Source organism: Gilliamella sp. Lep-s35, assembly GCF_009795845.1.
In the GTDB taxonomy this organism is placed as follows: Bacteria; Pseudomonadota; Gammaproteobacteria; order Enterobacterales; family Orbaceae; genus Gilliamella.
In genome coordinates this window covers 1-24,107 of record NZ_WTEX01000030.1, presented here as the reverse complement: position 1 = coordinate 24,107, position 24,107 = coordinate 1, and the positions used below count along the sequence as shown (strand labels likewise).

At 34.8% G+C, this 24,107-nt stretch carries 20 protein-coding genes, 1 tRNA gene and 2 pseudogenes; 10 read left to right on the top strand and 13 right to left on the bottom strand.

The features are described 5' to 3' along the window. From GQ590_RS10755 to ettA, 4 genes and pseudogenes are all read left to right on the top strand, one after another. A pseudogene (locus GQ590_RS10755) lies at positions 1-92 on the top strand (elongation factor Tu); the annotation flags it as partial. 143 nt (positions 93-235) lie between these two features. Further along, a complete protein-coding gene (gene secE / locus GQ590_RS12940) occupies positions 236-631 on the top strand; it encodes a preprotein translocase subunit SecE (protein ID WP_160408975.1) in 396 nt (131 codons plus the stop codon). 1 nt (position 632) lies between these two features. After that, positions 633-1,178, top strand: a complete 546-nt coding sequence (gene nusG, locus GQ590_RS10745) for a transcription termination/antitermination protein NusG (RefSeq protein WP_160408973.1) — start codon at positions 633-635, stop codon at positions 1,176-1,178. 556 nt (positions 1,179-1,734) lie between these two features. Further along, positions 1,735-3,402: an energy-dependent translational throttle protein EttA gene (gene ettA / locus GQ590_RS10740; protein WP_160408971.1), complete on the top strand. Its 1,668-nt coding sequence runs from the start codon at positions 1,735-1,737 to the stop codon at positions 3,400-3,402. Between the two features lie 75 nt (positions 3,403-3,477). On the opposite strand, the gene GQ590_RS10735 is transcribed toward ettA, so the two are convergent. From GQ590_RS10735 to GQ590_RS10705, 7 genes and pseudogenes are all read right to left on the bottom strand, one after another. Continuing rightward, entirely contained in the window at positions 3,478-5,106 is a 1,629-nt protein-coding gene (locus GQ590_RS10735) for a DUF2813 domain-containing protein (protein ID WP_160408968.1), read from the bottom strand. A 17-nt stretch (positions 5,107-5,123) separates the two neighbouring features. Beyond that, a complete protein-coding gene (gene rfaP, locus GQ590_RS10730) occupies positions 5,124-5,927 on the bottom strand; it encodes a lipopolysaccharide core heptose(I) kinase RfaP (protein ID WP_160408966.1) in 804 nt (267 codons plus the stop codon). Further along, positions 5,920-7,044: a glycosyltransferase family 4 protein gene (locus GQ590_RS10725; RefSeq protein WP_160408964.1), complete on the bottom strand. Its 1,125-nt coding sequence runs from the start codon at positions 7,042-7,044 to the stop codon at positions 5,920-5,922. The genes rfaP and GQ590_RS10725 overlap by 8 nt, the downstream gene beginning before the upstream one ends. A gap of 458 nt (positions 7,045-7,502) precedes the next feature. After that, a pseudogene (gene gntP / locus GQ590_RS10720) lies at positions 7,503-8,845 on the bottom strand (gluconate permease GntP). A 188-nt stretch (positions 8,846-9,033) separates the two neighbouring features. Continuing rightward, positions 9,034-10,314 (bottom strand): MFS transporter, encoded by a 1,281-nt coding sequence (locus GQ590_RS10715; RefSeq protein ID WP_160408962.1) that lies wholly within the window; start codon positions 10,312-10,314, stop codon positions 9,034-9,036. A 41-nt stretch (positions 10,315-10,355) separates the two neighbouring features. Next, positions 10,356-11,762 carry a glucuronate isomerase gene (gene uxaC / locus GQ590_RS10710; protein ID WP_160408960.1) on the bottom strand — a complete coding sequence of 469 codons (1,407 nt, stop codon included), beginning with the start codon at positions 11,760-11,762 and terminating at the stop codon, positions 10,356-10,358. A 30-nt stretch (positions 11,763-11,792) separates the two neighbouring features. Then, positions 11,793-13,262 carry a mannitol dehydrogenase family protein gene (locus GQ590_RS10705; protein ID WP_160408958.1) on the bottom strand — a complete coding sequence of 490 codons (1,470 nt, stop codon included), beginning with the start codon at positions 13,260-13,262 and terminating at the stop codon, positions 11,793-11,795. A 278-nt stretch (positions 13,263-13,540) separates the two neighbouring features. Between GQ590_RS10705 and GQ590_RS10700 the strand changes: the two genes are divergently transcribed. From GQ590_RS10700 to GQ590_RS10690, 3 genes are all read left to right on the top strand, one after another. After that, entirely contained in the window at positions 13,541-14,302 is a 762-nt protein-coding gene (locus tag GQ590_RS10700) for a GntR family transcriptional regulator (protein ID WP_160408956.1), read from the top strand. Between the two features lie 74 nt (positions 14,303-14,376). Further along, positions 14,377-15,567: a mannonate dehydratase gene (uxuA, locus tag GQ590_RS10695; RefSeq protein WP_160408954.1), complete on the top strand. Its 1,191-nt coding sequence runs from the start codon at positions 14,377-14,379 to the stop codon at positions 15,565-15,567. A 317-nt stretch (positions 15,568-15,884) separates the two neighbouring features. Continuing rightward, a complete protein-coding gene (locus tag GQ590_RS10690; protein ID WP_160408952.1) occupies positions 15,885-16,316 on the top strand; it encodes a DUF3597 domain-containing protein in 432 nt (143 codons plus the stop codon). A gap of 103 nt (positions 16,317-16,419) precedes the next feature. Here GQ590_RS10690 and pth read toward each other — a convergent pair whose 3' ends face one another. From pth to thiI, 6 genes are all read right to left on the bottom strand, one after another. Continuing rightward, the gene (gene pth / locus GQ590_RS10685; RefSeq protein ID WP_160408950.1) at positions 16,420-17,007 is read right to left on the bottom strand and encodes an aminoacyl-tRNA hydrolase; all 588 of its coding nucleotides are present in this window, start codon (positions 17,005-17,007) and stop codon (positions 16,420-16,422) included. A 75-nt stretch (positions 17,008-17,082) separates the two neighbouring features. Beyond that, positions 17,083-18,030, bottom strand: a complete 948-nt coding sequence (locus tag GQ590_RS10680) for a ribose-phosphate pyrophosphokinase (RefSeq protein WP_091120159.1) — start codon at positions 18,028-18,030, stop codon at positions 17,083-17,085. Between the two features lie 270 nt (positions 18,031-18,300). Next, entirely contained in the window at positions 18,301-18,792 is a 492-nt protein-coding gene (gene trmL / locus GQ590_RS10675; RefSeq protein WP_160408948.1) for a tRNA (uridine(34)/cytosine(34)/5-carboxymethylaminomethyluridine(34)-2'-O)-methyltransferase TrmL, read from the bottom strand. A gap of 15 nt (positions 18,793-18,807) precedes the next feature. Then, positions 18,808-20,190, bottom strand: a complete 1,383-nt coding sequence (gene cpxA / locus GQ590_RS10670) for an envelope stress sensor histidine kinase CpxA (RefSeq protein ID WP_160408946.1) — start codon at positions 20,188-20,190, stop codon at positions 18,808-18,810. Positions 20,191-20,218: 28 nt separating this feature from the next. Beyond that, complete coding sequence (locus GQ590_RS10665; protein ID WP_160408944.1) at positions 20,219-20,941, bottom strand: response regulator; 723 nt, start codon at positions 20,939-20,941, stop codon at positions 20,219-20,221. A gap of 119 nt (positions 20,942-21,060) precedes the next feature. Beyond that, positions 21,061-22,509: a tRNA uracil 4-sulfurtransferase ThiI gene (thiI, locus tag GQ590_RS10660; protein WP_160408942.1), complete on the bottom strand. Its 1,449-nt coding sequence runs from the start codon at positions 22,507-22,509 to the stop codon at positions 21,061-21,063. 330 nt (positions 22,510-22,839) lie between these two features. On the opposite strand from thiI, the gene secG reads away from it, so the two are divergent. The 3 genes from secG to GQ590_RS10645 all read left to right on the top strand — a co-directional run bounded on the left by secG (position 22,840) and on the right by GQ590_RS10645 (position 24,040). Beyond that, positions 22,840-23,202: a preprotein translocase subunit SecG gene (gene secG / locus GQ590_RS10655; RefSeq protein ID WP_160408940.1), complete on the top strand. Its 363-nt coding sequence runs from the start codon at positions 22,840-22,842 to the stop codon at positions 23,200-23,202. A 7-nt stretch (positions 23,203-23,209) separates the two neighbouring features. Continuing rightward, positions 23,210-23,295, top strand: a tRNA-Leu gene (locus GQ590_RS10650). A 184-nt stretch (positions 23,296-23,479) separates the two neighbouring features. Further along, entirely contained in the window at positions 23,480-24,040 is a 561-nt protein-coding gene (locus GQ590_RS10645; protein ID WP_160408939.1) for an integrase arm-type DNA-binding domain-containing protein, read from the top strand. Positions 24,041-24,107: the final 67 nt, after the last annotated feature.

Sequence of the window (24,107 nt, the reverse complement as noted above, 5' to 3'; positions counted from 1 at the left end):
ACCCAATCGCGATGGCAGAAGGTTTACGTTTTGCGATTCGTGAAGGTGGTCGTACTGTTGGTGCTGGTGTGGTTGCTAAAGTTATTAAATAATTTAGTTAAGCCTTAGCGGCAATAGAAAGGGTATCAGTCGATGCCCTTTCTTATCTAGTCTGTTTAGCAAAATGTTTTTATTAAAAGAGCATTTTGGAAAATAGATATTATTATAAATAACATAATATAGGTTTTATATGCTAGTGAGTAACGAGAGTCAAAATCCAAATACTATTCTAGATAAATTCAAATGGAGTTTAGTTCTAGTATTGATTACGTTTGTTGTTTGGGGAAATTTTTATTTTTCTGGACCTAATGATATATATCAACCTAATACAATAGTTCGAATTATTGCAGTTGTTATCATTTCACTATTGGCTTTATTTATTGCGATGACAACCAATACAGGAAAATCGTTTTTATTATTTTTACAAGAATCTAGAAAAGAGTTAAGAAAAGTTGTATGGCCAACTCGTAAAGAAACAACGCAAACAACTTTACTCATTGCAGTTATCACTATTGTTGCTGGTTTGGTGCTTTGGGGTATGGATTCTTTATTCCGTTCAGTAGTCTTTTATTTAACATTAATAGGGCGTTAATATGATTGAAACACAGCAAAAGCGATGGTATGTTATTCAAGCTTATTCTGGCTATGAAGCACGTGTTGCACAATCATTACGTGAATATATTAAATTACATAATATGGAAGATGCATTCGGTGAAGTATTAGTACCAACCGAAGAAGTTGTTGAAATGAAAAGTGGTCAACGTCGCAAAAGTGAGCGTAAATTTTTTCCTGGCTATGTACTTGTTGAAATGATGATGAATGATGCAACTTGGCATTTAGTAAAAAGCGTACCAAGAACAATGGGGTTTATTGGTGGTACTTCGGATAGGCCAGCACCAATTAGTCAACGTGAAGTTGATGCAATCATGAATCGTTTACAACAAGTTGGCGATAAACCGCGTCCTAAAACATTATTTGAACCAGGTGAACTCGTTCGAGTTAACGAAGGTCCGTTTGCTGACTTTAATGGTGTTGTAGAAGAAGTTGACTATGAAAAAAGTCGCCTGAAAGTATCTGTTTCTATTTTTGGACGTTCAACACCTGTTGAACTTGATTTTAGCCAAGTGGAAAAGAGCTAATCTTTAAAACAGATTTTGACTGAACTAATAGCGTATTTTTAAGAAACCACAAGATTTTAGCTTGTGGTTTTTACATTGATACATTAATTGTAAATAGTAGGGAAAACATCGCGTTGTTTGCGCTTAATAATTAAAATAATTCTCTAAAAACCCATAGTGGGATCAAAAAATTACTGTATGAGGTTTAGCTGTATTATATAAAGTTAATAAATCGCTAAATATTTGTTGCTTACGCCACATATCAATTCAAAGTTTGTATCGCTTTTTCGGTTCTCCCATTAGTGTAACTTTCCACCTAAAATAATATTGCTAGCTATGAACTTATAAATAAATTTATGTATTTATGGGGGCGTAATTTTACTATACTAATAGTAATCTTTTAGTAGTTTTGTGTGCCAAGCGCAAATTACAATTATTTATAGCATGATGTATAAGCTATTATCTAAATTCTAACAAATAACCCTAGACCCAATCCTCAGAATCGCTACAATATACGCCATTAGTCATATAGCAAATACTTTTTGCTATTTTTAACCCAATAAACGGATGATGTTTTATGGCGCAATATGTTTATACTATGAATCGAGTGGGGAAGATTGTTCCTCCTAAACGCTATATTTTAAAAGATATTTCTTTAAGCTTTTTCCCAGGGGCTAAAATTGGTGTGCTGGGTTTAAATGGTGCGGGTAAATCCACTTTACTGCGAATTATGGCAGGGGTTGATACCGAAATCGAAGGCGAAGCACGCCCACAGCCGGGAATTAAAATTGGTTATTTACCACAAGAACCGAAATTAGATCCTAAACAAACCGTGCGTGAAGCTGTAGAGCAAGCGGTTGGTGATGCTAAAAGAGCGCTAGCTCGATTAGACGAAGTCTATGCCGCTTATGCCGATCCTGATGCTGATTTTGACAAATTAGCCAAAGAACAAGCTGAGCTTGAAGCCATTATTCAAACGCAAGATGCCCATAACCTTGATAACCAATTAGAGCGAGCCGCTGACGCACTACGTTTACCTGATTGGGATGCTAAAATCGAAAATTTATCGGGCGGTGAGCGTCGTCGAGTGGCAATTTGTCAATTATTACTTGAAAAGCCAGATATGTTACTTATTGACGAACCAACTAACCATTTGGATGCCGAATCGGTGGCTTGGCTCGAACGATTCTTACATGATTATGAAGGTACGGTAGTTGCCGTTACCCATGACCGTTACTTTTTAGATAACGTTGCTGGTTGGATTTTAGAGCTAGACCGTGGTGAGGGTATTCCATGGGAAGGCAACTACTCGTCTTGGTTAGAGCAAAAAGATCAGCGCCTAGCGCAAGAAGCGGCGACTGAATCGGCACGTCGTAAATCGATCGAAAAAGAGCTTGAATGGGTACGCCAAAATCCAAAAGGTCGTCAAGCTAAAAGCAAAGCGCGTTTAGCTCGCTTTGAAGAACTAAACAGCAACGATTATCAAAAACGTAACGAAACTAACGAACTCTTTATTCCACCTGGACAACGTTTAGGCGATAAAGTCATTGAGGTAAACAACCTAACAAAATCGTATGGCGATCGTGTGTTGATTGATAACTTATCTTTTAGTATTCCTAAAGGAGCGATTGTCGGTATTATTGGTCCAAATGGTGCAGGGAAATCAACGCTATTTAGAATGCTATCAGGCAAAGAGCAACCCGATTCAGGTACGATTACTTTAGGTGATACCGTGCAACTTGCTTCGGTTGATCAGTTCCGTGACAGTATGGACGATAAAAAAACCGTTTGGGACGAAATTTCAAATGGTCAAGACATTATGCGCATTGGTAATTTTGAAATACCAAGTCGTGCTTATGTGGGTCGTTTTAATTTTAAAGGCGTTGATCAGCAAAAACGCGTGGGAGAGCTATCGGGTGGTGAACGTGGGCGAGTGCATTTAGCTAAATTATTACAAGTGGGCGGTAATGTATTATTACTTGACGAACCGACTAATGATTTAGATGTCGAAACCTTACGAGCACTTGAAAACGCACTCCTTGAATTCCCAGGTTGTGCTTTAGTGATATCACATGACCGTTGGTTCTTAGATCGTATTGCGACCCATATTTTGGATTACCAAGACGAAGGGCATGTTGAATTCTTCGAAGGTAACTTTACCGAATACGAAGAATGGAAAAAACGCACACTTGGTGCTGAAGCACTTGAACCAAAACGAGCTAAATATAAGCGAATTGCTAAATAGCTCACTTTTATACCATTCCGTCGATTAATCTTGACGGAATGGTTTGATCTTCCTGATATTGATTTCAAAAAATAGCTAAACAAACGCTTTAGAAGCTTTAATAATTTTAGCAAAAGTATCCATTAGCAAACGCGGTATCGCTTTTATGCCTCGTGATTTGGCATCGTCACAAACTGCAATAGCTAAATCAGGTTTTGAACTTTTATGAATTGCTTTTTTTATAATTTGGTGTACCGGCAAATCAATATGCTGTGTGGTATTATAAGCGGCAAGTTTATAGACATGACTAAATCCATGCTTAAATAAAAAATTTTCAATATCTCGTGCAGGTAAAACGGTTAAGTGATCATTAGGATTTTTATCCTCGCCACATAACGATTTTACGGTATCGGCATATTTTTTACCTGCCATATCTCCATCGGTAATGACATACCAATGAATACCCATTTTATTAGCATATTTTATAAGCGGTTTTAAACCACACTGGGCAAACTCAATAAGCTGAACACCTTCTGAACTCAAATGATAACCGCTCTGTTCTGCTAGTTCACGCAATAGCCAAACTTCGGTTTCACCCTCGACTAACAGCCAACAACGGGCAAATAAAGCACTGGCACGACGGTAAAAAATATGGAATAAAATGCGCCGACTATCATCAACGCCAAAAGATTGAGGAGTAATATATTTGGGTACAATTTTATCGGGTAGGCGAATTAATCGATACAGACACTCTAAAGGAAATAACGAAACTAAATCACTCGAATTAGACGTAATAATTTTTTGCGTTGGTAGATGTTTCAACAACCGAAAGCCAACCGACAAAATAATTGGATGTAACTGGCTTTCAGGCTCTTCTAAAATCAAAATAGGCACAGCGTGTTGTGAAAGCGTATTATGCCCCTTGGCATTAACAATCGCCCCTAAAATACCCAGTAATGCGGTACGCAAATAATCATTATCAAGATCATCTAACACATTATTAATACGTTCAAGCGAATCCCAATCCTCGCTACGAGGCGAGCTATTTTGGGCTACATGCTTGTAGTGGTAGCGGCGCTCTTGATCCGCAAAATAATATTCCAGAAGAGCTCTTGCTGCTTGCAAACCGCGGTGCAACTCATCGGGTGTTAGTTGGGTTGAATAGGCTTTTAATTGCTCACAAAGTTGCGCAGTATAGTATTCCGACAAAGGTTGATTGGTTATAGGTAGATTTTGCGGACTAATCGAACTTTTCAGCGCCATAATAGGATTAAGGCCTATTAAATGGGCAATTAATGTTTTATGCTCAGCAAAAGCAAAAGCCCTTTGTCGCGAGTCTACTAATGCATGTTGGGTTATAATCTTATCGGCTTGTTTATTTGCGGTAATAAGGTAAGTAATTCGGCGCAGTTTATCTTGTTCAACGGAGTAAGCAGCTGGCAATAATGGTTGGTAAATGGGATTGTTAAGCTCATTAAAAGATGACTCGCAATAGGTAATTTTAATCACAATCTTATTGCCATAAACATTGTATTGATCATGATAAAAATCAGAATCCACAAATTGATAAAACTGATTATCAAGCGACAACAATTGCAACGCACTAATTAAACTTGAACGCCCCCAACGGTTTTCGCCCATTAGTACGCTAGCACTCGGATTCAAGGTTAAAGATAGTGCTTTAATACCTTTAAATCCAGAAATATCAATTTGCTCAATAAACATAAAATCTCCTTATTTATTTAAAGATGATATTTTTCTGTCCTTTTACGAATTCGTTCAACTTTTCGATGCGTGCTTGCTATTAGCTTAGATTCATTGCGCAAAATTGTTTTTAAAGGTTGATCAAAATACACTTTCAAAAAGCGCCAAATATCACGATCGGTTAGTCCAATATTCATGGCTGAAAAATAAAGCCCAATTAAATCTTTATCACGCCAACGAACGGGAACGGTTTTACGGATTTGAGCTCGGTGTAAATCAATTACCGACAATTTTATTTGCTGATGATTTTCAAAAAACGGAATATCAAGCAAAAAATGGCATAAATAACAATCACGATGATTAACCCCAGCAGCATGCATTTGAGCCACCATTTTTGCCAAATAAATCACTAAAGAACGCTTTATATGATAGCTAGGAGGGTTAGTTAACCACGGTTTAGTAAAGTCTTCTAAACTGATGGTAGGGTTAAGATCTTTTGTCACAATAAATGAATGACGAGTCAGCGGATTTAGCCCCTTACGACCAAATGCTCGCCCATCCATCGTATTAACGCCCACTTGCTCCAAACGCTCAATTGCATTCCACTCTTGCTTAGCATCCAAAACAGGCAAACGTAACGAAATAAGATTTTTAACAATCTCTTTCACTGTAGTGCCGTGATGAATTTTAATAAAATATGATTCGCCACAAAGCTCAAAATTCAACGTCTTACGTTGTTTTACTGCGCGATAGACTTTGCCTGATATTAACTCAACTTCTGCAAAGGGATCTTTATCAGCCCATAACTGCTCAAAAAATGATTTTAACTTAATTTCATTCATGATTATCACAACCTAAAATAATCTCTGTGGCGCGCTGTGCTAAGTGGTATAAATCAGCCGTTTTACCATAATGTATTGCATTTTGATGCCATGTTAACAACTGATCGTGATTTGTTATAGCCTTTTGCACTGCTTCATTGAGATCTGTTTGTACAAAAGGCTCATCAAGCACAACACCAGCATTGGCATCATCAATATGATAAGCATAGCCCGAAATGCTTGACACAATCACTGGCACCCCAGCGGCTAACCCTTCAATAAGTACCATACCGGCTGCTTCTTGTCTTGCAGGGTGCAATAGCAAATCTGCCGCAAATAAAAAGTCAGGGATATCATTACGGCCGGCAAAAAAACGGACTTGATGCTCAATACCGAGTTGCTTAGCCAGTTTTTGATAAGCTTCGGGATTATCCTGCCCCACTACTAAAAAAGTCACTTTTTGTTTTAAATCGCAAGGTAGTGCGGCAATGGCGATTAAAGAACGATCCACTCCCTTACGCTTAAAATCTGATCCAATTTGCACAATCACAAAATTATGTTCATCAATTTGATTGGCTTGCCTAAATTGCTTACCTTTAGCTAGCGACTCATAATTGTATTGGCGATCTTGCGCAATACCGGGTGGCAAAAGGTAAAATCGAGACGGATCAGTATGATAATAGTGCTCAAAATCACTAATTTGCTGTTTTGTTAGTACCATAACTTTGGTTTGACTTTGTTGATTAAATACCGCATCTTCAAAAGCCAAATAGTGCTTACAGCGTTTTGACCATTTATACAAAAAGCCCTTGTGTGACACCTTTTCGGCATAACAAGTATCACCCGCAAAATAAACATCCAAATTAGGCATTTTATTAAAGCCAACCACACAATCAACAGGATTTGCTTGTAAATGAGCTTTCACCCAACGGTAATAAGATTGATTACGGCTATGATTAGACCAGCCTTTTCTAGGCACCAAAACCACATCAAAGCCTATTGGTTTATCGCCTTGCCATGACATCACATAAATTCGTACATGGTGACCTTGAGCTTGGCAAGCCTTAGCAATTTGCAAAAAATCACGTTGCAAACCACCAAAAGGAAAATATTTATAAATACAAAACGCCAGTTGCATGCAGATTGCCTCAAGTTTTAAAGGAGTATTATATACTTAGTATTTATTTGGGTGCAAAGTTTGATTTTACTAGAATTAATCTTACTGGAAAATTTTTGTCATAGTGACATTTGAATGCGAATGCTGTCTTTTGTAAAAATAATTCAGGATTCTATACCGTCTAGAAGTTAAAAAGTCAAAAAGAAAGATATTCAATTTTAATTGTTCTGTAGCAGAATCTACATATACTTGAATATTTAAAATATATAAAACAAAAATTAAATATTTTTTTAGGGATAGTTTTTTAAAAGTTTATTTTAATGATGAGGTATAAACAACTTAGCGTTTTTCCAAATATTAGGTTGTAAAATCGCATTCGCATTGATGATAAAGATAAACTCATGTAACGAATATAATACTTAAAAAATAAAAAGATTAACTGCAAAATATTACAGTTAATCTTTTCAAAAAAATCACAATTAAGCAATAATACTTATAATTAACACAACAGCTAAACCAACAATTGAATTAATTAGTTCTAATAAGCCCCATGTTTTTAAAGTATCTTTGATTGATAAATCAAAGTAACCTTTAAATAACCAGAAAGAAGCATCGTTGATATGAGTCAATGTGTTAGATCCCGCAGCGGTTGCAAGTACAAGTAATGCTGGGTTCACACCACTCATAATCCCGGTAGTAGGATCGATAACTGCAGCACCAATAATTCCAGCTGCTGTCATGGCAGAAACAACACCTTGCCCTGTTGCTAAACGAATTAACACAGTAATTAACCATGCCATAATATAAGGAGATACCCCTCCAGTTGACATTAATTGACCAATAGTATCGCCAATACCAGTATCGATGATAATTTGCTTTAATGCACCACCAGCACCAATAATGAGTACAACCATTGCAATACCTTTTACTGCATTATTGAAAGACTGCATAACCCACTCCATTGAATGGTTAAGTTTCTTCCCAAATAAGATAAAAGCAGCAATCATTGCAATGAACATTGCAATTTGAGATGATCCAATAAAGTTGAGAACGCAATAAGCTGTTGTGCCTTTTTCTAGCCATATATTTGCTATTGTGGTTGCTATCATGATATAAGCAGGAATCAAAGGAACAGTAATTGATGTAAAAAAAGAAGGAAGATTATTTTCATCAATAGGTGTTTCAGATTGTAAGAACTGTGGAGTGGGTCTTTCTAAATTGCCGAGAAATTTAGGAAGAATTATACCAGCACAAATTACAGAGGGAATTGCGACAATAAGTCCATAAATATAGACCATTCCCATATCAGCCCCATAGGCATTAACTAAAGCTACAGGTCCTGGTTGTGGTGGAAATAAAGAATGAGCTGTTGTTGCCGCCGCAACGCCAGGTATAGCTAATTTTAAAAATGGAATTTTAGCCTCTTTGGCTAATGCGATCACCAACGGTGCTAAAATTATGAATGCCGCTTCATAAAACATCGCTAAACCAAATATAAGCCCATAATAATAATGGCTATTTTTACATATTTAATGCCTAATTTTTTCAATAGCGTTTGAGCAATCTGATGAGCTGCGCCAGAATCAACCATTAGTTTACCAATCACAGCACCAAATACGACAATAATAGCTAATTCGCCAAGTGTTCCACCAAACCCTGATTTAATCGTTTTAAGAATGCTCAATAAATCCATCTTAGCCATCAAACCGACGAATATTGCAGCAGCTAATAATGCAACCATTGAGTTTATTTTAAAACGAATATTTAAAACTAACATTAATCCTATTCCAAGGCCAACCCAAAGAATATTTAAAAGTTCCATGAATAAAAAACCCCTATTCTTAATTTTATTGGTTAACATTAAGTTGGTATATAGATTTCTTCTTTAAAGAAGTTAATTAGATCTAAAAATAAAAGTTTTTAGTAAATAGTAAAACCAAAAACTAATAAAATAATGACAAATACAATTTAGGTATTGTATTTGTCTGTTTAAAAATATAAGAAAGATAACTAACTTTTTTCTAATTGAAAGTTACTGTGCTGAATTTTGTTTTCTCTGATAAAAATCCATAAAACAACTGCACCTATTACATCAAAGAAAGCTAAAGCAATAAAAAATGGACCAAAACCAATAATTCCAACGAATGCTCCGATAAAGAGGTTAAAAATTAGCTGACCAGTCCATGCACAGGCTCCAGCCATTCCAACAGCTGTTGCGACCTGATTTTTTTTGAACAAATCACCACCTAATGTTGATGCAACTGTAGATAATAATTGATGAGAAAAACCGCCAAAACTAATTAAAAATACAGCAAGATAAGGATTTTCAACAATACTTACAAAGCCAATTGTTATCATAATAATAGCGCCAATTGTAAACGTAATAAGCCTTGATTTTATTAACGAAAAACCTCTGTCATTGAAAAATTTAGCTACAAATCCACTAGCTAAACATCCCAAATCTGCCATTAAAAAAGGTAACCAAACAAACATAGCAATTTCTTTTAGGCTAAAGTGTAGTGTTTCAACAAAAAATATTGGTACCCAAAAGTTAATTGTACCCCAAGCAGGATCGGCAAGAAAACGAGCAATACCAATTCCCCAAAAGTTTCGTTGAGAAAGAATTGATGAAACAGAAACTTTTTCTTTTTTATCAATATTTAAATATTTATCTTGCCCTGCCTCAATATATGCGCGTTCTTCAGCCGATAGCATTTTAGAATCTTTAGGATCTCGATAAAAAGTAAACCAAGCAAGTGCTGCAATCAATGCTAAAGAACCTGAAACAACAAAAGCAAATTGCCAACCTTGAAATAAAATACACCAGGCAATTAAAGGGGGAGCTAACATTGCACCAAATGAAGTGCCCATATTGAATATGCCTGAAGCAATACCACGCTCTTTTGCGGGGAACCATATAGATGCTGTTTTTATACCGGCAGGTATTGCTGAGGCTTCACTGAAACCCATTATTCCTCTCATAAAAGCTAAACCTTGCCATGTACCAGTTAATGCATGCCCCATGGTTGCTAGCCCCCAAACTATAGCACAAATAGCAAAGCCAAGCCTTAATCCAATAGTATCAATAAAAAACCCCATAATTGGTTGACCAATTGTATAAGCTAACTGGAAGGCACTTACTACCCAAGAATATTGCTCTTTAGTAATACCCGTTGTTTCTAAGATAGTAGGGGCAGCAACCCCCAATGCGGTTCTGTCAAGGTAGTTAATGATGGTAATTGCACAAATAAGTAATATCATACACCACCTAAATTTTCGTACAGTCTTCATTATTACTCCTTATTATTTCATGTAAATATTAACTATTGTTACTATTTAGAAAAGTAGAAATTAGCATTATTGAAGCAAATGTCTTGGATCATCTTTCCTACCAAATTAAAATCAGCAGGAATTTCACCATTTTCGATCCAATTTCCAACCATATTGCACAAAATTCGTCTAAAATACTCATGCCTTGTAAATGAGAGGAAACTACGTGAATCAGTTAACATTCCAACAAATTGGCTTAATAATCCCATTTGTGAAAGCTGCATAAGTTGACGTTCCATACCGTCTTTTTGATCATTGAACCACCACCCTGATCCAAACTGGATTTTGCCTGCAATACCGGAACCTTGGAAATTGCCGGCCATTGTAGCTAAGACTTCGTTATCTCTAGGATTTAAGCAATATAGTATTGTTTTAGGTAACTCATCGGTCAGATCTAAAGTTCCTAACAATGAAGATAAAGGTTCAGCAATTGGTCTATCACCAATTGAATCAAATCCTGCATCTGGACCCAGCAATTTAAACATTCGTTGATTATTATTGCGTAGAGCACCTAAGTGTAATTGCATAACCCAGTTACGTTTATGATATTGCTTACCTAACCAAACAAGAACTGCAGTACTAAATTGTGCTATTTCTAATTCAGATAAAGATTGATTGCTTAGACGTTTTTTGAGTATTAAATCGAGTTGTTTTTCTGAAGGGATATCTGCGTAGCGTAATATTTCAATACCGTGATCTGATGCTTCACAGCCATGCTGTTCAAAGTGGTCAAGCCTTTTTAATAATGCAGTGAGCAGTTCTGAAAAAGTGTTTATTTCAATATCACAAACCTGACCTAATTGAGAAATATAGTCAGGAAATCCAGATAGTTCAATTTTAAATACTTTATCCGGTCGCCAACTAGGTCTTACTTTAGTTTCAAAGGTTTCATCCAAGCTTATTTGTTTATGGTATTGAAGTGAATCAATTGGATCATCAGTAGTACCTACTGCCCTAACATTCATTTGTTTCAAAATACCTTTTGTCGAAAATTCTTTTGTAGCTAATTGTTCATTAGCTTGAAGCCAAATTATTTCAGCTGTTTTTTCATTAAAAAGAATATTTTTTATACCAAATGGACGCCTTAACTCTAAATGAGTCCAATGATAAATTGGATTGCCCAATGTTAAAGGAACCACTTTTGCCCAAGCTAAGTATTTTTCGTAATCAGATGCATTGCCTGTAATAAATTTCTCATCTACACCGGCGGTACGAAGCACTCTCCATTTATAGTGATCACCAGCAAGCCAAATCTCGGCTAAATTACAGAAGTTTTTATTGTCCGCAATATCTTTTGGCGGTAAATGGCAATGATAATCATATATTGGTTGATCTGCTGCATAATCAAAATAGAGTCTTTGCGCGACTTCGGTTTGTAACAAAAAGTTTTCATCCAAAAAGTTTTTCATTATATTTAATCCGCTCTTAGTTTAATAACCTTAGTTTGATAAATTGCTGACAGTTTGTTTTGCCCCATATTTCATTAAAGAAAGATAATGTATTGTTACCTTTTCTTTAAATAATGCATTGTTCGGCAAATCTAAACCAAAGACGGCCTCTAGACGTAATAGAGCATTTACTCGTTCAACGCCATCGGTACTAGTTTTAACAATAGTTTGTAGTTTCTCACTCATTGGATCTCGTAAATCTATTGGCTGGTTATTATCATCAATGCCGCCGGCATAGCGCATCCAACTCGCAACCCCTAATGCTAGCAATGAAAAATCTGAACCATTTTTGATATGCCAACGGATTGAATCGAGCATTCTTTGAGGCAATTTTTGAGTACCATCCATCGCAATCTGCCATGTTTTATGTTTTAAAGATGGATTACTAAAACGTTCAATAAGTTTGTTTGCATATTGTTGCAAATTAACATGACTAGGGACGTGAAGTGTTGGTGCTTGTTGTTGCATCATCAATGTTAAAGTTGCTTTTTTATAATTAACATCATTCATGCAATCATTAATGTGCTCGTAACCAGCCAAATAGCCTAAGTAGGCCAAAAAAGAATGGCTACCATTTAGCATACGAAGTTTCATCTCTTCATATGGAACAACATTATCCACAAATTCAGCACCGACTTCATTCCAATTAGGGCGGTTAGTGACAAAATTATCTTCTATAACCCACTGAATAAAAGGTTCACAAGCAATACCACATGGATCAAACATACCGCCTAATGTATCTTCAATTTCAGTTAATGTTTCGGATGTTGCGGCAGGGACAATACGGTCAACCATAGTGCATGGGAATGTTGTATTAGACTCAATCCAATTTGATAATTGTGGATATCGAACGTTAGCTAATCCTAATATTGCTTTTTTTAAGACCAATCCATTTTCAGGAATATTATCGCATGATAAAGCAGTAAAGGATTTTAACCCTCGTTGCATTCTTCTATAAAGCGCCTCAACAATAACACCTGGGGCAGACATAGGCTTTGTTGGATTTGCTAAGTCAGCTTTAATTAATGCATTATTCAAATCTAATCCAGATCCACTAGGTAACATGCAATATCCTTTTTCTGTTACTGTTAATGAAACAATTTCAACTACTGGATCTGTCATCTTTTCTAAAATTGCATCTATGCCATCTATTGGTGCTAATAATGATTCTTTTACGCTACCAATAATAAATGCTTCTTTTGATGTTGCACCTTTTTCTAACACAGTATACAAATGGTCTTGTTTACGAATTTCATTAATTAATTCTTCACCACCAACAATATTAACTTCACAAATACCCCAGTCACAGTTTCCCTTGTTAAGTAAACGATCGGTCAATAACGCTTGATGAGCACGGTGAAAAGCACCGAATCCCAAATGAACAATTCGTGAGGTTATTTTTTGCCGGTCATATAAAGGTCTATGTTGGATTGATTTAGGAAGATTTAATAAATTTAACATTTTATTCACCGTGATTATCTGTGTAATTACTTTATTGGTTAGACATGTTTTCATTTGTTGGCAAACATTTCATCCCAATTTTTTCTTTTTTGCGATGTAAATCACATTTTTTGGTTTATTTTATATATGATGTTCAAAAAAAATCTATAATACGAAACTATATTGGCATGCCAATTATGAAGTTAAATCAATTTATCCCATAATTGACTTATAGTACTTGTAATAATTAGCGTATAATTACTCAAATTAGACCGAAATTAGAATAAGGATTATAAATAATGCTAACAGTTAATCGGCTATATCAAGAAATTGGTAATGAACTTAAATCACTATTAAAAGGTGGCACCTATAAAATTGGTGACCGATTACCACCAGAAAGAGATATTGCAGAGGCATTTGATGTAAGTAGAACCGTAGTAAGAGAAGCGTTAATTATGCTAGAACTAGAAAATCTAGTCACTGTCAAAAAAGGTTCTGGCGTATATGTAATTGGTTTACCAAATGAAATATTATCAGAAACAGATAAAAAAATTGAAGAAGAGGATTTTGGTCCTTTTGAACTATTACAAGCTAGACAATTAATTGAAAGTAATATTGCCGCTTTTGCCGCTTCACAAATAGTGAAATCAGATATTATTGAGTTAAGAGCTATTTTAGAACAAGAACGACAAATTTTAGAACAAGATATTTTAGATGATTACAGTGCTGATGAAATGTTTCATATTGCAATAGCAAGAGCGACCAAGAATTCAATACTTGAAAGTCTGTTAAATGATTTGTGGCAAAAACGTTCCGCTAGCAAAATGTGGGGTCAACTACACAGTCGAATTACTGATCATAGTTATCGAAAAAAATGGCTTTATGATCATGAAAAAATTTTACAAGCGTTACAGGTAAAAGACGCAATGGCAGCACGTCATGCTATGTGGCAACATTTAGAAAATGTTAAACAAACATTAATGGCAGTTTCAGATAGCGAAGATCCAAATTTTGATGGTTATTTATTTGACTCAATTCCGGTTAACATTGTTAATCAATAGGTAATAATAATCAGCATTGTTTATAGATCTTTATTATTTTAGAAAAACAAAATAAAATCGTGAAGGAGATTTATATGGAACAAACGATGCGTTGGTTTGGACCAAATGACCCAGTATCATTAGATGATATTAAACAAGCTGGAGCGACAGGAATTGTTACAGCTTTACACCATATTCCCAATGGAGAAGTTTGGACCATTGAAGAAATTCAAAAACGAAAAAATATTATTGAAGAAAAAGGATTAACATGGTCTGTTGTAGAAAGTATTCCTGTTCATGAAGAGATAAAAAACCACTCAGGAAACGTTTTACAGCATATTGAAAATTACAAACAGTCTATTAGAAATTTAGCAGCTTGTGGCATTGATACTGTTTGTTACAATTTTATGCCCGTTTTGGATTGGACACGTACTGATCTAGCTTATGAGTTGCCTGATGGCTCAAGAGCGTTGCGTTTTGACCAAACTGCGTTTGCTGCATTTGATATCTATATATTACAAAGACCTAATGCAGACAAAGATTACTCAAAAGAGGATATAGCTTCAGCTAAATCTTATTTTGAAAAAATGACACAATCAGAAAAAGATAAGCTTATCGCTAACATTATCGCTGGCTTACCTGGTGCAGAAGAAGGTTATTCTCTTGATCAATTTAGGGCACACCTTGCAACTTATGATGGTATTGATAAAAACAAATTACGTGAAAATTATGCCTATTTTTTAAAAGCGATTGTCCCTGTTGCAGAAGAGGTTGGTGTAGTGTTAACTGTGCATCCTGATGATCCTCCAAGACCTATCTTAGGTTTACCGCGTATAGTTTCAACGATCGAAGATATGCAATGGATTAAAGATACCGTTGATAGTATTCATAATGGTTTTTGTTTTTGTACTGGCTCTTATGGCGTTCGTAACGATAATGATTTGGCAACAATGGCTGAAAAATTTGCTGATCGTGTTCATTTCATTCACTTACGGGCAACAGTTCGAGAAGAAAATCCATTATCTTTTCATGAAGGCGATCATTTAGCTGGTGATGTTGACATGTATGCTGTAATAAAGGTGCTCATTACAGAAGAACAGAGACGTAAAAAAGCAGGAATCAAACGCTCAATCCCTGTTCGTCCAGATCATGGACATCAAATGTTGGATGATCTGAAGAAAAAGACAAATCCAGGTTATTCAGCTATAGGCCGTTTACGAGGTTTAGCCGAAATTCGTGGTGTTGAGTATGCAATTTGTCGGGCATTTTTCAGTGAATTGAATTAATTTTAATCAATTATAATTAATCTAGACACAAATTCTAATAATTTTAATGCCCTTTTAAGGGCTTTTTTTATAAAAATTTTATAAAGTTGTAGAGAAATAATCCTTTTTTGATTGTCATTAATTCGCTTAATATTAGAAGGATATTTAAAATTATTGATTAACATCTTGGTAAGCATTGTGTGGTAATACATAAAATGCTATTAAAGCATAACTATTTTGACATTCTATGTTGTTAAGCGTTATATTGATTTTGATATTTTCTACATCTATATCATTAGGCAGTTTTTTATAAGCAGTTTAAACTTAAGAGGTGTAATATGGGTATCTTAAATAATATTTTTTCAAAAGTATTTCCTAGTGCTCAAGCAGCAGTAGAGCACGCCGTTGATACAGTGAAAGATAAAGTTGAAAATATAACCGGCTCAGTCAAAGATACAGTATCAAATGGTTCAGAACAAGTTAAAGAAAAGGTAGAACAAAGTACATCGGCAGCTAATGTTGATGTTACATCTATTTTAGATGATTTAGCTAAAAAACATCCTGAAGTTCTTAACTGGAAAACATCTATTGTTGATTTATTGAAATTACTAGGCATTGATAGTAGTTTAGATGCACGTAAAAAATTAGCTCATGAGCTAAATTATACAGGCAGCACAGATGATACTGCAGCTATGAATACATGGTTAATCAAAGAAGTTATGAAAAAAATAGCCGAAAAAGGCGGTAATGTAACTCATCTTTTCTCTTAAAAGAGAATATTAAAACAATCAAATCCACCTAATATTTAGGTGGATTTTTTATAAAAGTGGGTATTTATCGATTTTCACATTATTTAAAAATTCAACAAGTTAACTAAACTTTAAAAGCATGTAACTTGTTCATTGCAACGTCTATTCCATCAGACAATAGGATATCTGTACAACGTAAAGATTCATCAATTGCTGTATCAATTAATTCCTGCTCAGGTTTAGATGGCTTGTTTAAGACATAACCAACAACTTTATTTTTATCGCCGGGGTGACCAATACCAATTCTTAAACGATAAAAGTTCAAATTATTCCCAAGTTTATTGGCAATATCCTTTAACCCATTATGACCACCATGACTACCACCTAATTTAAATTTGGCTATACCGGGATTAAGGTCTAACTCATCATGAACAACTAATATTTCTTCTGGTTTTATTTGATAAAATGTCGCCATTGCTTGCACTGCTTTACCACTTAAATTCATAAAGGTAGTTGGAACGAGTAATCGCACATCATTGGCTAAAATATTAACTCGTGATGTATAACCAAAAAACTTAGGCTCATTTTTTAATGGTTGATTATAACGTTCAGCCAATTGCTTAACAAACCACGCTCCTGCGTTATGTCTTGTTGCGGCATATTCATTTCCTGGATTGGCAAGGCCTACAATCAGTTTTATCGTTGTTGTCATAATAATATGTTTATTGTTAAAGATTTTATTGCAAAAAAGCCCCAAAAAGGGGCATTTAAATGATGATAAAATAAATTATTGGTGAAACATTGCTGAAATTGATTCTTCGTTACTAATTCGACGAATTGCTTCAGCAAGCATACCTGATAATGTTAATTGGCGAACATTTTTCAATGCTTTTACTTCAGCCGTTAATGGAATTGTGTCACAAACAACAATTTCATCAATGGCACAGTTTTTAATGTTACTTACTGCTTTACCTGAAAATATCGGGTGGGTAGCATAAGCAAATACTCTTTTTGCACCTCGCGCTTTTAAAGCATCAGCAGCTTTACAAAGTGTTCCAGCAGTATCAATCATATCATCAACTAAGATACAATCTCTATCAGCAACATCACCAATAATATTCATCACTTCTGCTTCATTGGCACGTTGACGACGTTTATCAATAATTGCCATATCAGTATCATTAAGAAGTTTAGCTATCGCTCGAGCACGCACTACACCACCAATATCTGGAGATACCACAATTGGACGTTCAAACTGACGTTGTAGCATATCTTCTAAAATCACAGGGCTACCAAATACATTATCAACAGGCACATCAAAAAAACCTTGAATTTGTTCGGCATGAAGATCGACTGTTAATACCCTATCAACCCCAACGGTTGATAAAAAATCAGCAACAACCTTAGCGGTGATAGGTACACGAGCCGAACGAACTCGGCGATCTTGCCTTGCATAACCAAAATAGGGAATAACCGCAGTAATACGACCAGCAGATGCACGGCGCATTGCATCGATCATAACTAATAATTCCATTAAATTATCGTTAGTAGGAGCACAGGTTGATTGAATAATAAAAACATCTTCACCACGGACATTTTCATTGATTTGGACGTTCACTTCTCCATCACTAAAGCGACTAACAACAATATCACCAAGAGAAGTATAAAGACGATTAGCTATACGTTTTGCTAGTTCGGGTGTGGCATTACCAGCAAAAAGCTTCATATCAGGCACGAGAAATCCTCAAGCATGTAATCATGATTACTTATACGTAATCGGTTAAATCGGGGTAACAATTATATAACCATTTACCTATCATACTCAACCACAATATAAAAATATATCAAAAATATTTGATATCAGATCGCAAATAAAACAACTATTTTTTAATGATTTATTTAGACTGTTACTTTGTATCTGTTAGCGTGATTTACGTTATAATTTCGGGTTTATTGTGAAGAAAAATCTCGACAATATCTGGTTTGTTATGTAGCGGTTATCTTTTTATCCAAGACTAGCCCCTATGTACTTTAGCTGGCGCCATGATTCATAAACCACAACAGCGACAGAGTTAGATAAATTCATGCTACGACTCGTTGCTAGCATAGGAATGCGTATTTTCTTATTTTGAGGTAATACATCAAGTATAGTTTTTGGTAACCCTCGAGTTTCAGGGCCAAACATTAAAAAGTCATTGTGTTTATAATTGACTTCGCTATGTGGCTTTTGCCCTTTGGTAGTTAAGGCATAAAGTTGAGTTTGCAAGTCAATTTGGTTTTGTTCCATAAAGTGGCTAAAATTTTTGTAACGTTTTACATCCACAAATTCTTGATAATCTAGCCCTGCCCGTCTTAACTTTTTGTCATCCCAAAAAAAGCCCATAGGTTCAATAATATGTAAATTAAAGCCAGTATTAGCACAAAGACGAATAATATTACCAGTATTAGCCGGAATTTCTGGCTCGAATAAAACGATGTTTAATACAGCATTTGACACAATTTTTCTCTTTCATTATCTATATTGATGAATGGGTAATACTATCACAATTCTAAGTCCACCCAGGTGGCTTTTTTCAGCTTTAACAGTCCCATGATTGCGTATAATAGCATTGGCTACAATAGCTAGTCCTAATCCTGTTCCGCCAGATTCACGATCGCGAGCTTCGTTTGTGCGATAAAATGGTCTAAAAATTTGTTCAAGTTCACTTTTAGCAACGCCAACTCCATCGTCATCTATTGTAATGGTTATTTTTTGCTGTTGTGCAATAAAATTGATAGCGATCTTTTTATTTGAATAACGAAATGCATTACGTATAACATTTTCAAGTGCACTACATAAAGCAACAGGATAGCATAAAATAGTATGATTGGTTGGAAGATTGGTAACGGTAAACTTTTTACCTATTTGCTCTGCTTCAAAAGCAGCATTATCAAGCACATGTTTAAATAACTGATTAACTTTATTAAATTCACGAATTTCATTATTGTCATATTGCTGTCTTGCCAATGATAATAAATCACCAATCATAGAATCTAACTTTAATGCTTCAGCGTTGATACGCATAACTTCACTGCTTTCGCCTTGTTTTCGGCGCAATAAAGCTGCAGCAAGCTGTAATCGAGTCAAAGGAGTACGTAATTCGTGGGAAATATCAGAAAACAATCTCTGTTGCAGTTCTTGCATTCGTTTTAGTTCCCTCAACATATGGTTAAAACTAGCACCTGTTGCTTTATATTCTGATGAACCTATCTGTTCAAGTTCAGGCCATTCCTGCAAATTCCCTTTCGCTACTTGATCAGCTGCTTTTTTTAACCTTTGAGCAGGTTTTGCAATACTCCAAGATAGCCAAAGTAAAACGGGAGAGCTTGCAAGCATAGTCAAAGTTAATAATAAAAAAGGGTGATCAAAAATAAAGTTAACAAATTGAGATTGAATGTCTGTGGCTTGTTGTAAAATATATAATTGATATTGGGAATTAGAATAATGAACTAAAAAAGGTCCTATAATTTCTTGAGAATCATAAATCTTTTTGGCAGGATCATCAACATTATTAGATTTTTCTCGAAAATTTTTTACTAAATCAATATTTTTAGTTTCAGCTGTAATAATTTGCTCATTAGGTGTAACAATAAATAAAAATTGACCTGGTTTTTGATAACTATCCATCACAACAATAAAACGCATCCACCATCGAAAACTATCTTTAGGTACATGAATAAGCGCATTTTCAATTTGATGAGCAAGTGTATTGCCTATTTGCTTATCTTTATTTGCTAAGTACGTTAAATTTCGAGAATCGAGATTAGGTATAACCCTAATTAACATTAGGAAAAAAGCTACTGTCAGTAAAAAAGTAGTGAAAATTCTAATGGTTAGTCGGTCAAAAAGCCACATATTATCTGATCTTCATTTAAATGTTAGCTTAATTTTGCAATAGATCATCTTGTTTATCTACTACAAATAAATAACCTTTAGCACGTAATGTTTTAATCCAAGGTAAACCATCACTTCGCTCAGGAAGCTTTTTCCTTAAATTAGAAACATGAACATTAATTGAGTTAGCAATAGGGGCAAACTCTTTACCTAAAACAGATTCACTCAACGTTTCACGTGAGATTATTTTACCCGCATTTTCAAGCAATTTAAGTAGCACTTGAAATTCAGTGCCTGTTAAGTCAATATATTTGTTATCAAAATAAACAGATTGTTGTTTTCGATTTACATTCAATTTATCAATAGTATACTGATTTGGTTTATAAGAATCATTATCAACGCTATTATCCCAACGCGCTCTGCGTAAAAGCGCATTAATTCGAGCAATAAGCTCTCTATCATTAAATGGTTTTAGAATGTAATCATCCGCACCTAGTTCAAGTCCAATAACTTTATCATACTCATTATCTTTAGCTGTTAAAAAAATAACAGGGACTGTAAATTTATCCCTAAGTTGAGATAATACACTAAATCCATTCATTTCAGGCATCATAATATCAAGTAAAATAAGATCAATTGTATTGTCAAACTTTTCTAAAGCTTGGGCGCCAGTATTAGCAATTTCAACTTGATATCCTTCTAAGTCGAGTAGTTCTTGTAATAATAAAGTAATCTCTGGATCATCATCAACTACAAGTAATTTGCTGTTCATTACAGTCCTCTTTATTTAATTCACTCTTAATAATTATTTTTATATTAATAACAGATATGATTTTTATTTAAAATTTATTACATCTGTAAAAAATTCTAATAATAAATTATATTTAAGTTTTATGTGCGAAATATTTTTACGTTATTAAAACCTTGATCAATTAAATAAAGTGCTTGTAATTTGCTCATCACACCTCGTTCACAATATAACAAATATTGCTTTGATTGTTCCAAATCCCCAAATTGGGTTGCTAACTTATAAAATGGAATATACTTGATTTCAATATCGTTCAATATTAGTGGATTATCTTCTTGCTCTTCAGGCGCTCGAATATCAATAACAACATGATCTGCATTAAGCGTAGTCACTGTTTCAACCGATGTAATTGTTGTATCAGTTTGTTTTTTTATTTCACGAATATCAATATTTTCGGCATTCTCAACCGCTCTATCTAAAATCGTAAAATCAAAATTCAGCTCTTCAGATTCAATTTTTTCTTTTACGGCTTTAACTGTTGGTTTTTTAGATATAACACCACAGAATTCTGGCATTGTTTTTGCGATATCCTCAGTGCCGATTTGACGAGCAAGATTAATAATCGTTTCTTTATCATGGGTAATAAGTGGGCGCAAGATTAATGTGTCACTGACATTATCAATTAATCGTAAATTAGTTAGCGTTTGACTTGATACTTGCCCCAATGCTTCGCCAGTAACAAGCGCTTCAACGTTGTAGCGTTGAGCAATTTTTGATGCAGCACGAATCATCATTCGTTTTAGAACAACCCCCATTTGCCCATCATCTACCTTTTCAAGAATTTCACCCACAACATCAGAAAAATCAATAGCAATAAAACGGACTTTATGTGAGCTACCAAAACGTTCCCATAAATAGTGAGCCATTTGTTTAACACCAATTTCGTGGGTTTTTCCACCAAGATTAAAAAAGCAATAGTGTACCCGGCTGCCGCGGCGCATTAGCATATAGCTTGATACCCCAGAATCAAAACCGCCTGATATAAGCGATAAAACGTCTTCTTGCGTACCCGTTGGGAAACCACCAATTCCTGCATGTCGGCCTTTGACAAGCAGTAATTTGTCTTTGTCAATTTCAAGGTTGACGGTGATATCAGGGTGAGTCAATTTTACTTTAGCTGACGCAATGTGTTGATTAAGCCCACCACCAACATAACGTTCAACATCAATTGATGTAAATTCATGTTTTCCGCGGCGTTTGACCCGTACACAAAAAGTTTTATTTTCAATTAGTGGTGCATAATAGTCTAATGCTTTTTTAAAAATATCATGCATATCAACAAAAACAATTTCGTCAACAGCTAGAATATGATGTATACCTGGGATGCGCGTTAATAATTCAAGTATCTTTGCTTCACTATTTTTAACTTTTGGGCGAACCTCAATAAAATCCCAATGACGAATCACTGCAACATCTTCAATATGATGTTTTAAAATGTTACGAATATTACTGGTTAGTATTTTAATAAAACGTAAACGAACAGAATCACTTTTAATGGTTATTTCAGGAAAGAGTTTAACAATAAATTTCATAACACTAAGGTGTACCATAAATAAAATGGCGCATATTATACTGGTTTTTATTTAAAAACACACAATTGATTATGAAATAATATAGAAATTATAAAATAAAAAAAATATCAGTTAATTTGCTATTTTTTGAAATAGTGAGTTAAACGATAATGCATAACTTAAAAAAGATATTTCTTTACATATAAACGGTGTGTTATTACTTGTTTAAAAGTATAAATGCTCAAAATATATCAACTATATCTTAAATTTTACTTGCTTGTTGGTTTGTCTTTCGTTAATATTTCGCATCAATAAATTTTGTTGTATAACATATAAAATTGCCAGGTTAAAATGTACGAATTTTTAATTATAAGTTATTTGATTATCGCAATTGTCATCATTGGATTAGTTCTAATACAGCGTGGCAAAGGGGCTGATATGGGCTCGTCTTTTGGAGCCGGTGCATCAGCAACTTTGTTTGGTTCATCAGGAAGTGGTAACTTTTTGACTCGTGCAACAACGTTATTAGGTATTTTGTTTTTTGTAATAAGTGTTTTTTTGTCGAATTTAAGTGGTAAATCTCATACAATTCCGACCAACAAATTTAATATCATTGATAGTAGTGTGCCGGCAATTAATTTGCTAAATGAAAATAATGCAGATTCTGTTAGTCAGCCAGTACAACAAAATTCAACATCTGACATTCCAGAATAATAACGGCGCCGTGGTGGTGAAATTGGTAGACACGCTATCTTGAGGGGGTAGTGCTCTAAGAGCATGCGGGTTCAAGTCCCGCCCACGGCACCAAATCAATAAACAGTAACATTCTTTTAAACCCACCAAAGCACACCAAATCCTATAATAACAAGCTTCAAAGTCTATTTTATTGCCCATTAAGTATCAGTAAGGTACATTTACAACCAAAAATAATGGGGGTATATTTGGGGGTATAATTAAATACCCTATTATTGCGTACCCCCAAAGGTGAAAAATGGCTGTAAAAACTACTCCCTTAACTGACACTCAAATAAAAGCATTAAAAGCCACTAGTAAGGATAAAAAGTATTTTGATGGTGGAGGTCTTTTTTTGTTAGTTAAATCGACAGGGGTTAAATTATGGCGATTTAAATATAAAAAGCCAATATCACATAAAGAGACATTATTATCTTTCGGTAAATACCCAGAAACATCGCTACAACAAGCACGAAAACAACGAGATGAAGCGCGCGAATTAATAAAGCAAGGTATAGATCCACAACATCACAAAGCGGAACAAGAACAACGTAAGCAAGAAGCTTGTAATAATACCTTTTACGCTATAGCTGAGAAATGGTTCAAATTCAAAACAGAACAAGGTTTAGAAGAACAAACACTCAAAAAGGCTTGGCGTTCATTAGAAAACCATGTTTTCCCTTATATAAAAGATATTCCAATAAACCAAGTAACAGCTATCAAAGCAATTAACGCATTACAGCCATTAAATAACAATAATAAATACGAAACAGTAAAAAGAGTTTGTCGGCGAATTAATGAAATGGATCGGCTACACTAATTCATACAACTTTTTTAAGGGGTAAGATAAACTTATCACAACTAAAAAAGGAACAAATATGAATAAG

Coding starts and splice junctions, on each gene's coding strand:
- pth (WP_160408950.1), bottom strand. CDS start 17,007: ATGACAACAACGATAAAACTGATTGTAGGCCTTGCCAATCCAGGAAAT.
- uxaC (WP_160408960.1), bottom strand. CDS start 11,762: ATGAAAAACTTTTTGGATGAAAACTTTTTGTTACAAACCGAAGTCGCG.
- GQ590_RS10700 (WP_160408956.1), top strand. CDS start 13,541: ATGCTAACAGTTAATCGGCTATATCAAGAAATTGGTAATGAACTTAAA.
- thiI (WP_160408942.1), bottom strand. CDS start 22,509: ATGAAATTTATTGTTAAACTCTTTCCTGAAATAACCATTAAAAGTGAT.
- GQ590_RS10645 (WP_160408939.1), top strand. CDS start 23,480: ATGGCTGTAAAAACTACTCCCTTAACTGACACTCAAATAAAAGCATTA.
- uxuA (WP_160408954.1), top strand. CDS start 14,377: ATGGAACAAACGATGCGTTGGTTTGGACCAAATGACCCAGTATCATTA.
- ettA (WP_160408971.1), top strand. CDS start 1,735: ATGGCGCAATATGTTTATACTATGAATCGAGTGGGGAAGATTGTTCCT.
- cpxA (WP_160408946.1), bottom strand. CDS start 20,190: ATGTGGCTTTTTGACCGACTAACCATTAGAATTTTCACTACTTTTTTA.
- GQ590_RS10715 (WP_160408962.1), bottom strand. CDS start 10,314: ATGAAGACTGTACGAAAATTTAGGTGGTGTATGATATTACTTATTTGT.
- GQ590_RS10665 (WP_160408944.1), bottom strand. CDS start 20,941: ATGAACAGCAAATTACTTGTAGTTGATGATGATCCAGAGATTACTTTA.
- rfaP (WP_160408966.1), bottom strand. CDS start 5,927: ATGAATGAAATTAAGTTAAAATCATTTTTTGAGCAGTTATGGGCTGAT.
- nusG (WP_160408973.1), top strand. CDS start 633: ATGATTGAAACACAGCAAAAGCGATGGTATGTTATTCAAGCTTATTCT.
- GQ590_RS10725 (WP_160408964.1), bottom strand. CDS start 7,044: ATGCAACTGGCGTTTTGTATTTATAAATATTTTCCTTTTGGTGGTTTG.
- GQ590_RS10705 (WP_160408958.1), bottom strand. CDS start 13,262: ATGTTAAATTTATTAAATCTTCCTAAATCAATCCAACATAGACCTTTA.
- GQ590_RS10690 (WP_160408952.1), top strand. CDS start 15,885: ATGGGTATCTTAAATAATATTTTTTCAAAAGTATTTCCTAGTGCTCAA.
- GQ590_RS10735 (WP_160408968.1), bottom strand. CDS start 5,106: ATGTTTATTGAGCAAATTGATATTTCTGGATTTAAAGGTATTAAAGCA.
- secG (WP_160408940.1), top strand. CDS start 22,840: ATGTACGAATTTTTAATTATAAGTTATTTGATTATCGCAATTGTCATC.